Origin of the sequence: Alteromonas marina, from assembly GCF_000808575.1 — a bacterium.
Classification (GTDB): domain Bacteria; phylum Pseudomonadota; class Gammaproteobacteria; order Enterobacterales; family Alteromonadaceae; genus Alteromonas; species Alteromonas marina_A.
Genome location: NZ_JWLW01000012.1, coordinates 97,318 through 110,029 on the forward strand (window position 1 = coordinate 97,318; position 12,712 = coordinate 110,029).

The 12,712-nt window shown below is 41.6% G+C and carries 10 protein-coding genes; 4 read left to right on the top strand and 6 right to left on the bottom strand.

The features are described from left to right. Window positions 1–70: 70 nt before the first annotated feature. From RJ41_RS06100 to RJ41_RS06120, 5 genes are read right to left on the bottom strand one after another with little or no spacing between them, the layout of a single operon-like run. On the bottom strand, window positions 71–1,225 hold the full coding sequence (locus RJ41_RS06100; RefSeq protein WP_052235414.1) for a glycosyltransferase family 4 protein: 1,155 nt from the start codon (window positions 1,223–1,225) through the stop codon (window positions 71–73). A gap of 5 nt (window positions 1,226–1,230) precedes the next feature. Further along, window positions 1,231–2,520: a right-handed parallel beta-helix repeat-containing protein gene (locus tag RJ41_RS06105; protein ID WP_052235415.1), complete on the bottom strand. Its 1,290-nt coding sequence runs from the start codon at window positions 2,518–2,520 to the stop codon at window positions 1,231–1,233. A gap of 46 nt (window positions 2,521–2,566) precedes the next feature. Further along, the gene (xrtA, locus tag RJ41_RS06110) at window positions 2,567–4,090 is read right to left on the bottom strand and encodes an exosortase A (protein WP_052235416.1); all 1,524 of its coding nucleotides are present in this window, start codon (window positions 4,088–4,090) and stop codon (window positions 2,567–2,569) included. 53 nt (window positions 4,091–4,143) lie between these two features. Continuing rightward, complete coding sequence (locus RJ41_RS06115) at window positions 4,144–4,989, bottom strand: XrtA system polysaccharide deacetylase (protein ID WP_039218285.1); 846 nt, start codon at window positions 4,987–4,989, stop codon at window positions 4,144–4,146. Between the two features lie 2 nt (window positions 4,990–4,991). Beyond that, window positions 4,992–6,404: a TIGR03013 family XrtA/PEP-CTERM system glycosyltransferase gene (locus tag RJ41_RS06120; RefSeq protein WP_039218287.1), complete on the bottom strand. Its 1,413-nt coding sequence runs from the start codon at window positions 6,402–6,404 to the stop codon at window positions 4,992–4,994. A 149-nt stretch (window positions 6,405–6,553) separates the two neighbouring features. On the opposite strand from RJ41_RS06120, the gene RJ41_RS06125 reads away from it, so the two are divergent. From RJ41_RS06125 to RJ41_RS06140, 4 genes are read left to right on the top strand one after another with little or no spacing between them, the layout of a single operon-like run. Continuing rightward, window positions 6,554–7,186: an XrtA/PEP-CTERM system exopolysaccharide export protein gene (locus RJ41_RS06125; RefSeq protein WP_039218290.1), complete on the top strand. Its 633-nt coding sequence runs from the start codon at window positions 6,554–6,556 to the stop codon at window positions 7,184–7,186. Window positions 7,187–7,217: 31 nt separating this feature from the next. Further along, window positions 7,218–8,786, top strand: a complete 1,569-nt coding sequence (locus tag RJ41_RS06130) for an XrtA system polysaccharide chain length determinant (protein WP_039218293.1) — start codon at window positions 7,218–7,220, stop codon at window positions 8,784–8,786. Then, entirely contained in the window at window positions 8,786–9,742 is a 957-nt protein-coding gene (locus tag RJ41_RS06135) for an XrtA-associated tyrosine autokinase (protein WP_039218295.1), read from the top strand. Before RJ41_RS06130 ends, RJ41_RS06135 begins: the two co-directional genes overlap by 1 nt. Then, the gene (locus RJ41_RS06140; RefSeq protein WP_039219151.1) at window positions 9,711–11,384 is read left to right on the top strand and encodes a porin family protein; all 1,674 of its coding nucleotides are present in this window, start codon (window positions 9,711–9,713) and stop codon (window positions 11,382–11,384) included. The genes RJ41_RS06135 and RJ41_RS06140 overlap by 32 nt, the downstream gene beginning before the upstream one ends. 135 nt (window positions 11,385–11,519) lie before the next feature. Here RJ41_RS06140 and RJ41_RS06145 read toward each other — a convergent pair whose 3' ends face one another. Continuing rightward, the gene (locus RJ41_RS06145; protein ID WP_039218297.1) at window positions 11,520–12,584 is read right to left on the bottom strand and encodes an XrtA/PEP-CTERM system-associated ATPase; all 1,065 of its coding nucleotides are present in this window, start codon (window positions 12,582–12,584) and stop codon (window positions 11,520–11,522) included. Between the last annotated feature and the right edge of the window lie 128 nt (window positions 12,585–12,712).

Here is a 12,712-nt window from a genome sequence, read left to right on the forward strand (position 1 = left end):
TTTTAATTTAACCACTAAAAAAGCGCACTCAATTTTTATTTGCAATGGCCTTTACAATATTTTTTACCTGTCACTCTGGCGAAGCTAATAAGGAAACAAATTTTTCTTTATGCGTTTCCCAACTAAACATATGCTGTGTGTGTGTGCTGATATTGTTGTTCTGCAATAATGCGCAATTTTTTAATGCAATTGGTAACGCCGTCTCTATAGCTTGTGGTGATGAACAATCAATAATAAACCCTGTTTCACCCGCTTGGAGTGTTTCAGACGTCCCTCCAGAGTCTCCCGCGATCACTGGCTTTCCGCACGCTTGAGCCTCAACTAAAACCATGCCAAAGCCCTCAATATCATTTTGAATCGTTCGATTAGGCAAAATAAACACATTGCACTGTTGGTAAGCGTTAATTAAATCGGTATCGTCAAAGTTAGTATGAATGAATACACTCTCTTGTAGCTTGTGCTTTTCTACAAGATGTCGCAAATTTTCGAGTTCATCGCCTCTGCCGACAATAACATACTGAAGCTGAGGTACTTTTTCGAGAAGTCTAGGCATCGCTTCTATGAGAAAATCTTGCCCTTTTCTTTTTTGCAAGCGGCCTACCGTTAACAATACAAGCGATTCCTTAGCCCAGCCGAATCTTTGCCTTATTTCATTATTCGCGGGAGCAGGTTTAAACGTACTTGTATCCACACCTGGGTGGAGTACGTCACATTTATCGGTATCAGAAAAACCTAAAGAGGCCACAAGACGTTGGGAATTGTAGCTATTGCAAATTAAAGAGGTAGCGTGTTTACAGACTTGCTTTACAAGCAGTGATTGCTCTCTACTGGTTGCCGCAGTTTCAACATCTTCACCGTGTACGAAGCAACGGTATGGCGTTCCTGTCAGCAGTTTAACAATCCACGCGGTTATCCCTTCGTGAATAACTCTGCCGCAATGAATTTCATCGATACTATGCTGCTTGACTAACTTCACCAATTTTCTCACGTTGGCGAAATAAAACCGCAACCCCGAAATACTTTTAATCCCCCATTCAGGATTGGCTAGCGGTGTGCGTATTACGTGGAGATCGTGAGATTTATCAAATTCACACCCTCCTTCGAGGTCATGCGTAACAATGGTCACGTTGTCTTTAGGAAGCCTTGAATACAGTTCCCAAAACCAGCGCCCGCTCCCCCCTTCAATAGGTGGGAAGTTTTCTGTTAAAAGCAGCACGTTTTTCATTTTATTTATTGTCGTCCTTCAACAGGATGTTTGTAATCAATAACGTTGAGTAAGTCGGATTTTTTGTGGAATTCAATAAGAAATTGCTCTAGCGTCAACATCTCCATATTTGAATTCAAACTAGCAACAGCGCCATCCCGCCCTTGTATGCGTTTATTTACCATGTTACCGCTAATATCAATCCCGTCAGAGTTGTCCCAGCGATACTCAATAGCATTTTCATAGGGATGCATCTGAAATATTATGTTGTCGGCGACAGTCAAACCTATATTCCCCTCCGCCATGATACCGACATCAGCAAAAGGGTCGCCATTATTGGTATGATAAATAACATTATTCTTTGCAACCCCCCCTTTGTGTGCGTAACGTATACCTCTGTTTGGAAGCCTCATACCAAACCCTATAGCACGATCATTATCAATAAAAATATTGTCTGTAACGATATTATTGTCAGCATTATCCCAAAAGTGCACAGCATATTGGGCTATACGGTCACTAGGACTAGCAATATCTCTAAAAATACTGTCTTTTACTACCCAGTTCTCCGCGCCTAACGCATCGACACCACCGATATAAAAATTGGGGCCAATACCTCGTGTATATTGAAAAATACACCCATCAACAATGCCTCCTAAAGACTTGTTATCTTGGGACTTCTGAGTTTTATAATTGTAGGACACCTTTAACAACTGCTCGTATGCATCCTGAAAAATCACATGACGAAAATGCGGGTAACTGGCATTAATTTCGCCAGCGACTTGAACTAAATGGTTGGGTACATCGGTAAGGGTAACGCCGTCCAACGTAAAGTAATTTGCGTTAACGCGAAAAATGCCTTTTACGCGACCGCTTTTTACCATTCCTGTCCCCTTAAGTACAACATCATAAGGGTTGCCAGTGGCAGACTTCACCATAATATGCTCGGCGGTGATATAAATAGTATTGTTGATATTATAGATGCCATCTTCAAGCACGATGGCAGTGTAGCCTGTCCTATTGGCTTGCTTCATCGCTTGAAGAAACTCGCTGTCATTGCTTACCCAAACTTCCTTATAACCTGCCGGTGTAGGAAGGGGAGGAGAAAGATAAACCCGCTTAACTATTGATGCTGATTTATCAGGTCCTTGTACAACCTCTTCGACAAGCCCTTTCTCTTGCAACTTAGAAACGATGCTCGCTTTTGTATTAAAGTCGATAAAGAAAAAGAAAACTATAGCGGCAATAACAAGACAAAATAAACTGAACCCTAAGCCCATTATCATCCCATCAAACAGTTTTTTTAAGACTTTTTTCATATCAATTCACTGCGCATTAGAATTTTAAACGAAACAAACACAGATACTAATCGCGTATCGGAGCGCCAGGCGCTGAAAACGACTTCATCAGTACGTTTACTGTGAAGGAAAGCGACGCCATTGAGGGGCTCGATACAATAACTAATCCACCTGATGTTGGCTTTCCTTGCAACGATAAATAAACTTGGTACAGTTTTGCTTTGACCTCGTTGTTAAATACCTTCCCGTTAATAAGATACCATGAGGAAACATAGCGAGTAGACCCTGTGGGGTTAGCAATCTTAACACCCGATACCATCTCTACTTCTCCTTCAGGGATAGCCACAGAAATAGCCTCGACTCTCGACCAGTCATTGGGGGAAAACAAGCGATGTAACGAGCTAACGAGTTCGCCGTCCACGTCATTGAACCAAGCGTGAACAACTGTAGAGCATGTACCTGATACTTTTATACCTTGAGAGGTTAAACGGGTAGGCTGTTGCAATAACGGTTTCCATGGATCGTATTTATCACAATACCAGTTTTTTGGCAGTTGATTAAAAATAGGCTGGTCCACGCCACCAATTGACGCGGTATTCTTAATGACCCAAAAAACCCAGGTTATACTTGCGACTAGTAAAAGTGCTACACCACTCACTTTTTTCCATTCTATCGCTAGCTCAATGAGCGTATGCGGTGTTGGGGTGCTTGAAGACTGCTTCTTCCTCATCAACTCACCTAACCCCAATAAGCACACAATCACAAAGGCAAAGAAGAACCAGCCATATATTAAATGGTCAGCACCTGCCGCGTACTCCATATCTGTCCAATAAGCGATAAGAATAATGCCGTACACGCGCACGATATTAGCGAGAATAGGAAAAATAAGGGAAATAAGTACAAAGGTAGTTCTTCTTTTTGCCGAATTTAGATTAAGGTAGGCATATAGGCTGCCAATGACAAAACTGGCAATAAAGAAACTTACACCTGAGCAAGCCTCTGCTACGAGGAAGCGTCCCTGGGGAATTTCAATGTAAAGCCCGCTTCTATATAAGGGAATACCCGTCAAATTTAATAAGGCTACCGAGCCATCTGCGGCTATTTCCTGTAAGTAAGGTATTAACTGCTCTCCTACAGGTACACTAAATAGCATGAAGCAAAGTGGGAAGAGAATAACCCGTGTGGCTTGAGTACCCAACAAGAACCAAATAAGTGAGGGTAAAAGTGTAAAGGTAGCTAGATGCATAAAAAGGCGAATATCACCTGCTACACCAACCACATACAGAAACAGACTCGGTAATATTAAGGTTAGGGAAAGTAAAGAAGGTTTAATGGGAGTATTCAGTAACCTTTTTCTTTGTAAATATATGAGATAAAAGGCACCAGGAACAATAAAGAACCCGTGATTGAATATCTCATTGCCCCACCAAATATCGACAACAGTAACTAGACCTTGCCAACAAAAAATCCCCCAGAGCAAGAATAAAAGACAACTTTGCCATACTAGAGGAATAAGTGCCTTATTATTAAAGCCTTCTTCGTGTTTTGAGGATAAGGGCAGTGAAGCGTCTTTGTTTGAATCATCTTTCACAGTCTAATACATCCTTGAACCAACACGTCAATAATCATTTGGCGCTTGCCACGTTACGCTTGAGAAATACCATAAGCTTCTTTCATGGTACCCCACTTATAGTCATTGAGTAATTTTACTACTTTACCTTCCATGCGAGATAAATTGACGTAATGCCTAAATTTAGAACGCAGAGGCGCTGACTTTATTGCGGGTTGTTCTGGATCTATTTCCCAAGGATGGAAATAAAAGTTATAAGGATGGGGCTCTTCATTCATAAAACGCTGGATACGCTTTTTGGATAAGCGATAAGGGTATAACCTAAAGTAACCACCTCCTCCTATACCGGTATTAGCGTTATTTTTGCGCAATGTAGGAATTGGAATTTCAACGATTCCCTCTGGCCTGTCATATTTAAATCTGGGCCATTCAGGCACGCCATATAAATCATGCTCTATGGGATACGTACTCGATGAGTAGACAAAGCCCTGCTCTTTAAGTACTTCGTAAACCCACGTATTTGTGTCATTCACTGAGAAGCTGGGCGCGCGATAACCAATCACTTTCACGCCTGAAATATCTTCCAATATGGCTTTACTTTCGGCAACGTCACTAAACAATTGCTCGCGAGACATCGTAGTCGCGCGCTTATGCGCTAAGCCGTGACTGGCTAATTCATGGCCTTCATTAACCAATCGTTTTATGACGTCTGGACAGCGCTTTGCCACCCAACCTAAGGTAAAAAAGGTGGCTTTTACATCATTCTCAGCAAATAAATCGAGTAATCTGTGGGTATTATCCCCCACCCGCAGGCTTATGCTATCCCAATCCTTTCTATCAATAACCCCTTCAAAAGCAGAAACCTGAAAGTAATCTTCAACATCCACTGTCATCGCATTTAGGCGATTGTCTAGCTTCATAGTTATCGCCCTTTCCCAAAAAGCACAATTTCAACTGTACGAATTAAAATTAAAATATCTAACAGTAAACTTTGGTGCTTTACGTAATATAAGTCGAACTTCAATTTTTCCATAGAGTCCTCTACGCTAGCGCCGTAGGGATAATTGAGCTGAGCCCACCCTGCTAAACCCGGTTTAACATTATGTCTTTGGTTGTAATACGGTACTTCGCGCACAAGTTGTTCAACAAACTGCGGGCGCTCTGGGCGAGGTCCGATAAATGCCATTTCGCCTTTAAATACATTTAAAAGCTGTGGTAATTCGTCTACGCGGTACTTTCTAATGAAGTGGCCAATGCGGGTAACGCGGTCATCATTCTGGCTAGCCCATTTAGCTCCATCTTTTTCGGCGTCAGGTCGCATACTTCGGAATTTGATTATTTTAAAAAGCTTTCCATTTAAACCTACTCTCTCTTGCTTATAAAAAACGGACACACCTGTACGCCTTCCATCATCGCAATAAATAATGAGCGCTGTAACAAGCATGATTGGCCAGACGAAGAGAAAGATAAAAAAGGCTAATATAGCATTAAGCGTATAATCCAGCGCATCTCGCAAGTAGTTTTGGCTTTGGAAACCGTTGGAATAGATGACCCAGCTCGGGTACATGAGATTCACTACGATTTGCCCTGTTTCCCTTTCCATGAAATCCAAAAGTTCAGTAACTTCAATACCTCTAAGCCTACAGTCGAAAAGCACTTCTACCGGAAGTGTTCCTCGACGTTGGTCGCAGGCAATAACTATCTCTTCAATTTCATTGTCTGCAATAAACTGCTGAAAGCTCTCATCCACTTTTAAGTGGATTATCTTTTCTTTCTTTATACCGTCTTCGCGGTTGTCACCCGGAATAGGAATAAAACCAACTAATTCAAACCCTATTCGGTCAACATCTCTACGCATACGCTTTTCAATAATTGAAGCTCTCTCTCCGGCTCCTAAAACCAATATACGCACTTTCCCTAAACCTAATAATCCCAGGCGGTTTGTAAAATACCTGAAAACAACTAAGGTAATTATTATTGAGCTAACAGATGCTGGCAGAAAGTAAGAATCCATGACCAAGTCGTCAAAAAATGCACGACTTAACACTTCGACTAAAAAATAGCTCAGGCCAACACTTACAAATATACGACGGATTATACCCCGAAAGGTTTCTCGTAATTTCGCTTCATATAAGCCAACTGATAGCGAGCATAGTAAAATTGAAACGGTAAGCATCCCCACATTTATAATCAGCTTTTCCACCGCTACATTTGGTGACATGCCAATCTGTGTAAGGATAAAATGAGAAATATAGCCCATGTAAGCAATTAGCAACGCTTCTGTTATTACTAGTATATTTGAGCGTTTATTTTGATTGCGCTTGTTTACTGCCACCCCTGGCCCCCTAAAACTACGGCGTTTTTCCCATCATAAAGGGATTTATTCCAATAGACTAGAATTGATATTGGCATTATAGTGACATTTCCCGTAGGGTAAACGACAAAAGCCAACTATTAACCATAATGAGTGTAGGATGATCTCTTATGTACCGCTTTAGAACGCTACTAACATGCTGTGCACCACTTTTATTCATAGGTATCAACGGTTGTAGTAACACTGGGGTTTTACCTGAAGCAACTACTCGACCTTCTCTAACTACCGATGTGAACGATTACCAATACCTTATCGGTCCTGGCGATTCGTTGACAATCTTTGTTTGGCGTAACCCTGAAGTCTCAGGTAACTTTATCGTTCGTCCCGATGGTAAAGTTACTACATCACTAGTTGAAGATATCGACGTTGCAGGCAGAACACCAACAATGCTTGCTAGAGAGATTGAAGAGCAACTTTCCACATATATAAATAACCCTAGAGTTACGGTAAGTGTAAACAACTTTAGTGGTCCTCTTAGCGAACAAGTTCGCGTGATTGGTGAAGCCACAAATCCCAGTGCAGTGAGTTATTCGGAGCACATGACACTCCTTGACTTGATGATAGCAGTAGGCGGGCTTACTGAATTCGCAGATGGAAATAATGCGAAATTAGTCAGAGTTGTTAATGGGAAACAAAAAACCTTCGAAATAAATATTGACGATTTGATTAGAGATGGCGATATCTCAAAAAATGTCGATATGTTGCCTGGTGATATCGTAATCATCCCAGAAGCTTGGTTCTAGTTGTAAAGTAGTAAACGGAACAAATAATAAAATGCAGGACTTACAACAAACGTTAATCCAAATCCTTGATTATGTTAAAGGGGTATGGATAAAAAAACGTTACGTGATTATTTTTTCATGGCTCATTTGCCCTGTTGGCTTTTTGTATGTTGCCAGCCTTCCCGATGTCTATTCATCTAAAGCACAAGTATTTGTCGATACTCGCTCGGTCTTACAGCCCCTGCTTCGAGGCCTTGCCATACAAACGAATCCCGACCAAGAAATTCAGATGATGGCTAAAACGTTACTAAGTAGAAGTAACGTCGAAAAAATAGCCAGGGAAAGTGACCTTGATATTACTACAACAACAGAAAATGAATTTGAATCTCTAGTAACATCGCTTACGCAAGAAATAAGACTCTCTTCAACTGGTCGGGATAATATCTATAACATCTCGTTTTCGAATAAAGAGCCCACTGTAGCGCAAAGAGTCGTTCAAGAAACATTAGACTTATTCGTTGAGGGTGCTTTGGGTAATAACCGTAAAGATACCGATACCGCAGGTCGCTTTTTAGACGAGCAAATTGCAGAGTACGAATCTCGCCTTACTGAAGCAGAACAGCGTTTAGCTAATTTTAAACGTCAATACAATGACATATTGCCACTTGCGGGTTCGTATTATTCAAGCCTGCAAAGCTTAAATGATGAGTTGGAAGCTACACGCCTTCAAATAAAGCAAACGCAACAGCAGGCAGAAACGCTTAACAAACAAATTAGCGGCGTAAAACGCAACGATAGCTTCGGCGTAACCAACCAAGACGAACCGGTGCTTCGTACTCGCTACGATGACCGGATTCGTGCTCTAGAGGAAGAACTCGACAGACTTACCCTTCGATTTACTGATCTGCACCCAGACGTTGTTGAAACGAAAGCACTGTTAAAGAGCTTGGAAGAATCTAGAGATAAAGAAATTGCAGCCTTTCTTAGTGCTGATGATGGGGATCAAAATCAACCGCTTTCAGAGTTAAATCGTGAAATAAAACTTGAAGCTAATCGCTTAGAGAGCCAAATAGCTTCGTTTCAAGTTAAAGAATCAGATTTATTGCGCAAGATTGCTGAACTAGAAAGCAAGGTAGACTTAATTCCTCAAATTGAAGCAGAGTCATCTTCTTTAAACCGAGAATACGGTGTTACCAAACAGAAATACGAAGAGTTGCTTTCTCGCCGTGAATCAGCTGATTTATCTCGAAGAGCAGATGTATCAGCAGAAGACCTTCAATTTAGAATAATAGAGCCTCCGTTATTGCCTAAACGCCCATCAGGCCCTAATCGCCTTATTTTTTATACCGCGGTGCTAGTAATAGGATTTGGCTCTGGAATTGCTATCGCATTTCTAATTAGTCAACTTAATCCAATTTTAATACGACCTAAGCAGTTACTCAATGTGTCAGATTATCCAATTTGGGGCACAGTTACCCATTTAAACATTGAGCAAATTAACAAAACTAATAGAACTCGACTTATCGTGTTTTTACTCTCGAGCGGCACTATTTTGGCAATGTATGGCGCGTTAGTTGCGGCTGAAATTATGAATATAGATTTATTTGGGGGGCTTCTTTAATGAAAAATACTATTGAGAAAGCACTTCAAAAACAAAAAGAAGCGAAAGCAACAAAGCAAAGTGAAATAGTTGAAGAAAAATTGGAAGACACTGTACAGTCGAATGTATCTGAAGACTCTAAGGTCACAATTGAGAAACCTTCGCCTTCTGAACTTGAGCCGCCTGCTGAAACAATTGTTGCTGAGGAAAAAGAACTTACCAATACAAAATCTCCTCTAGACGAATTTGTTATCGATTTCGCACGCCTTGATAAGAATGGGCATATCTCACTCAACGGTGAAAGAAAGCAAATTAACGAAGAGTACCGCGAAATAAAGCGTAAACTTTTGGCCAATGCTTTTGGGTCTTTAGCAAAGACGCTTCACAACCCAAATATAATTATGGTTTCCAGTAGCCGCCCTTCAGAAGGCAAAACTTTTACGGCGACGAATTTGGCAATGAGTATCGCGTCTGAACAGGATAAAACTGTGCTGCTTGTGGATGCTGACGTACTTAAGCCTAATGTACTAAACACCTTAGGTTTAGAACGTCGAAAAGGACTAATGGAATACTTAACGGGGGATGTTGACGATATTTCCGATGTTTTATACCCCACTAATATTGATAAGCTGAAAATAATTCCAGCAGGAAAATCGCACCATCTATCCACCGAACTGCTAGCAAGCCAAAAAATGCATGATACTGTTAACGAATTTGCTAACAGATACCCAGATCGAATAGTTATTTTTGATACGCCTCCTCTCATTGGTATAAATGAGAGTGCTATTCTTGCTAATTTTGCAGGACAAGCGGTTGTTGTCGTTGAAGAGGGCAAAGCAAAAATAGGCGATATTAAAATGTCTGTGGAGCGACTGAACCCAGAAATGGCCATAGGATTTGTAGTGAACAAGTCTGTACATAACGACACCGATGGAAGCGGATATTATGGGTATTATTACTCAGAGCGCAGCGAGTAGGCGCGAAACAATGCCTAAAAAAAGAATAATAAAGCCGACACTTGTTGCCGCAGCCGTCGCAACAAGTCTACCTGCTTTTGCAAAGCTTGAGGTGAGTGCTCTAGCCACGGCTGATACCATTTACCAAAATGTAGCTACCGAGGAAAATGGCAATCGTTCACTTACAACTTTAAGTATAACTCCACAAGTAAACGCAACTTATCAAACTAGAACATTTCAAGGGCTATGGTCTGGAACCTATACCCATCTTGAACGCGATAACGACGATACAAGCCAGCGACAAGATTACGCAGAGTACAGCTATTCAGCGCAGTGGGTACCTTTTGAAAATCTACTGTCTTTTCAAGCGGCTGGGGCATTAAATTACCAAAACACCAACTCAGCAAACTTTTTAGTAAGTGACTTTATTGCAAACTCTGACAGTTTGGCGAAAACTCGCTCGAATCGACTATCGTCTACGCTTACACTAGATCAAGGCGACTGGATAAGGGGGCAAGGCACAGCCTCATACTCAGATACAGCATCGGAGCGCTCATTAACTAACAGTAATGCGCTTGATAATGACAGTTATCAACTCTCAGGTACGTTACTCAACGGTGATGAAGCAAAATACTTCATTTGGTCAGTTACGGGGACTTATCAGAACACTGAGCGAGGTCCAGCAAACAATGGTGACTTTGAATCGAGAACTGGTGACGGTTATCTAGATACTCGAATTTATGGCGACTGGGCATTTCGTCTAACAGCAAGGCACGAAGCTAACCAAATCTCAGACAGAGATGACACGAACAGTTTGGTGAGAGAGTTTAATTCTTATGGAGTAGGTTTAACTTACCGCCAAGCTGAAAACCGCTACATTTCCGTCACGGCCAATACCAGTGATTCTGACTTAGAGGAAGATGATAACGAGACCTTCATCGGCTTGGACATGCAATGGGCATTAAGCACACGCACTCGTATAGCTGCCACATACGGACGTCGTTTCTATGGTGAATCGGCATCAGCAAATATCAGCTACAACTCAAAATATTTACGAACATCATTTGGCTATTCAGAGGACGTAACAAACACCTCTCGACTACTTGCCAACCCAGAGAACTTAGGCGTATTCGTTTGCCCTACGGCCATAACATCCATCGCCGATTGCTTCCAACCTAACAGTTTAAGCTATACACCCAATGCAGGTGAGCAACTAGTTCAACTTACGTCCCAAAACTTAGAGTTCGATGACAATATCATTTTAAGAAAAAGCTCTAACTTCCAGGCGGGTTACGACTTTTCGCGCGTTACCCTCGCTTTTTCTTGGCGTTATTCTGAAGATGATTATTTAGATGAAGACAGACTAAGACGCACTTACTCTTTCGGTACCAACCTAGCCTATAAAATTGGAAGTTATACAAACCTAACAAGCAGTATAACTTACGCCAACATTACAGGTCAGGGTGCAGAAGGAGTATTCAGAGGCGAAAGCGACAACTGGAATGCTTCCATTGGTTTAGAAAGAGAGTTCGGTCGCTGGTTAAAAGCACGCATTAATGCAAGGTACCTTAAGCAAGAGGGAGATTTAAACGCTGGAGGACAGTTTGGTAACAACTATACCGACAGACGCTTAAGCGCCTCTATTACCTACACCTATGAATAATTCACTGCATATTTGCAATCTACTGGCCGCAGTTTACAGGCAGTACTAATAATCTAAGCTCTAAAAAAACGCCGATTTTACGTTAGTAAAATCGGCGTTTTTTTGTTTATCAAATGATGGTTGTTACAACAAACATCACTCTTTCTTATCATCACTCTTAAGCCGCACATACGTCTTAAACTTCTTCTTCATAAGCTTATCGACATACTGCGTCATTTTCACTTTTTGTGAAATGGCGTCATCTAAGGCATCGACTAATTCAGCCAGCATATCCAAATAATATTTGGTGTCGCGAATAACATTGCCTTTCGGCGTCATAATCGTTTGGCTTTCGGGGTGGTCGGCAAAGCCCATATGTTCAGTCACTTCCGCGCCCGTTTTATCTGGCTCGAACATTTCGGCTTTTACTTCTTCAATAACCTCGTTTACCGCACCAGCATCGAAGCTCTCTAGTTCTTCTAAAAAGCCATAAAGCATAACCCTGTCCATCAGGGTATTAATTTTACGAGGTATGCCACGAGAGAACATATGAATTCGCTCTAACGCTTCATCACTAAATAGTGCAGACCCGTTCCAACCAGCGTGATGCAAACGGTATTCAATATATTCTTTACACTCTTCTAAAGAAAGTGGTGCAAGATGACACGACGCCACAATACGCTGCCTAAACTGCTCCATATTAGGCGCACGCAAGATAGGCTGTAGTTCTTCCTGACCAAGTAAAAAGCTTTGGATAAGCGGCTTGCCGTTTAGCTGAAAATTGCTCAGCATTCTAAGCTCTTCTATAGTCTCAAGCGGCAGATTTTGGGCTTCATCTACAAGTAATAAAGCACGGCGCCCCGCTTTATTTAAGTCGTACAAGAAAATTTCTAGCGCTTTAAGAATGTCCGCTTTTGAACGCCCCTCAGTAGGGATATCAAATTTTGACGCGACCATTTTTACTAGTTCGTCTGGCGAAAGCTTTGGCGTAACTATTTGCGCTGCCGCAATATCATCTTCAATTTCTTCCAGCAGACTGTTTGCTACGGTGGTTTTACCCGTCCCAATTCCACCGGTAATAACAATAAACCCCTCGGCCTGAGACAGGCCATATTGCAGATACGACATGGCGCGCTTGTGCCATTTACTTGCAAAGAAAAATTCAGGGTCTGGGGTTAACTGAAACGGTTTCGAGTTAAGTCCATAGTAACTTTCGTACATACTATTTGCCGTTATTCCATTAGAAGTGTGTGTTCAAAACCAAGGCTTAAAGTTGGTCAAGGCTAGCGCGTTATGCTTTACCTATGCTTTTAATCCATATGGTAACCAACAACGCGCCGTTATCGAAG

What these genes read in the sequence shown, in the direction of transcription:
- RJ41_RS06130 (WP_039218293.1), top strand. Translation starts at nt 7,218, where the DNA reads ATGCAGGACTTACAACAAACGTTAATCCAAATCCTTGATTATGTTAAA.
- RJ41_RS06140 (WP_039219151.1), top strand. Translation starts at nt 9,711, where the DNA reads ATGGGTATTATTACTCAGAGCGCAGCGAGTAGGCGCGAAACAATGCCT.
- RJ41_RS06115 (WP_039218285.1), bottom strand. Translation starts at nt 4,989, where the DNA reads ATGAAGCTAGACAATCGCCTAAATGCGATGACAGTGGATGTTGAAGAT.
- RJ41_RS06145 (WP_039218297.1), bottom strand. Translation starts at nt 12,584, where the DNA reads ATGTACGAAAGTTACTATGGACTTAACTCGAAACCGTTTCAGTTAACC.
- RJ41_RS06105 (WP_052235415.1), bottom strand. Translation starts at nt 2,520, where the DNA reads ATGAAAAAAGTCTTAAAAAAACTGTTTGATGGGATGATAATGGGCTTA.
- RJ41_RS06100 (WP_052235414.1), bottom strand. Translation starts at nt 1,225, where the DNA reads ATGAAAAACGTGCTGCTTTTAACAGAAAACTTCCCACCTATTGAAGGG.
- RJ41_RS06125 (WP_039218290.1), top strand. Translation starts at nt 6,554, where the DNA reads ATGTACCGCTTTAGAACGCTACTAACATGCTGTGCACCACTTTTATTC.
- RJ41_RS06135 (WP_039218295.1), top strand. Translation starts at nt 8,786, where the DNA reads ATGAAAAATACTATTGAGAAAGCACTTCAAAAACAAAAAGAAGCGAAA.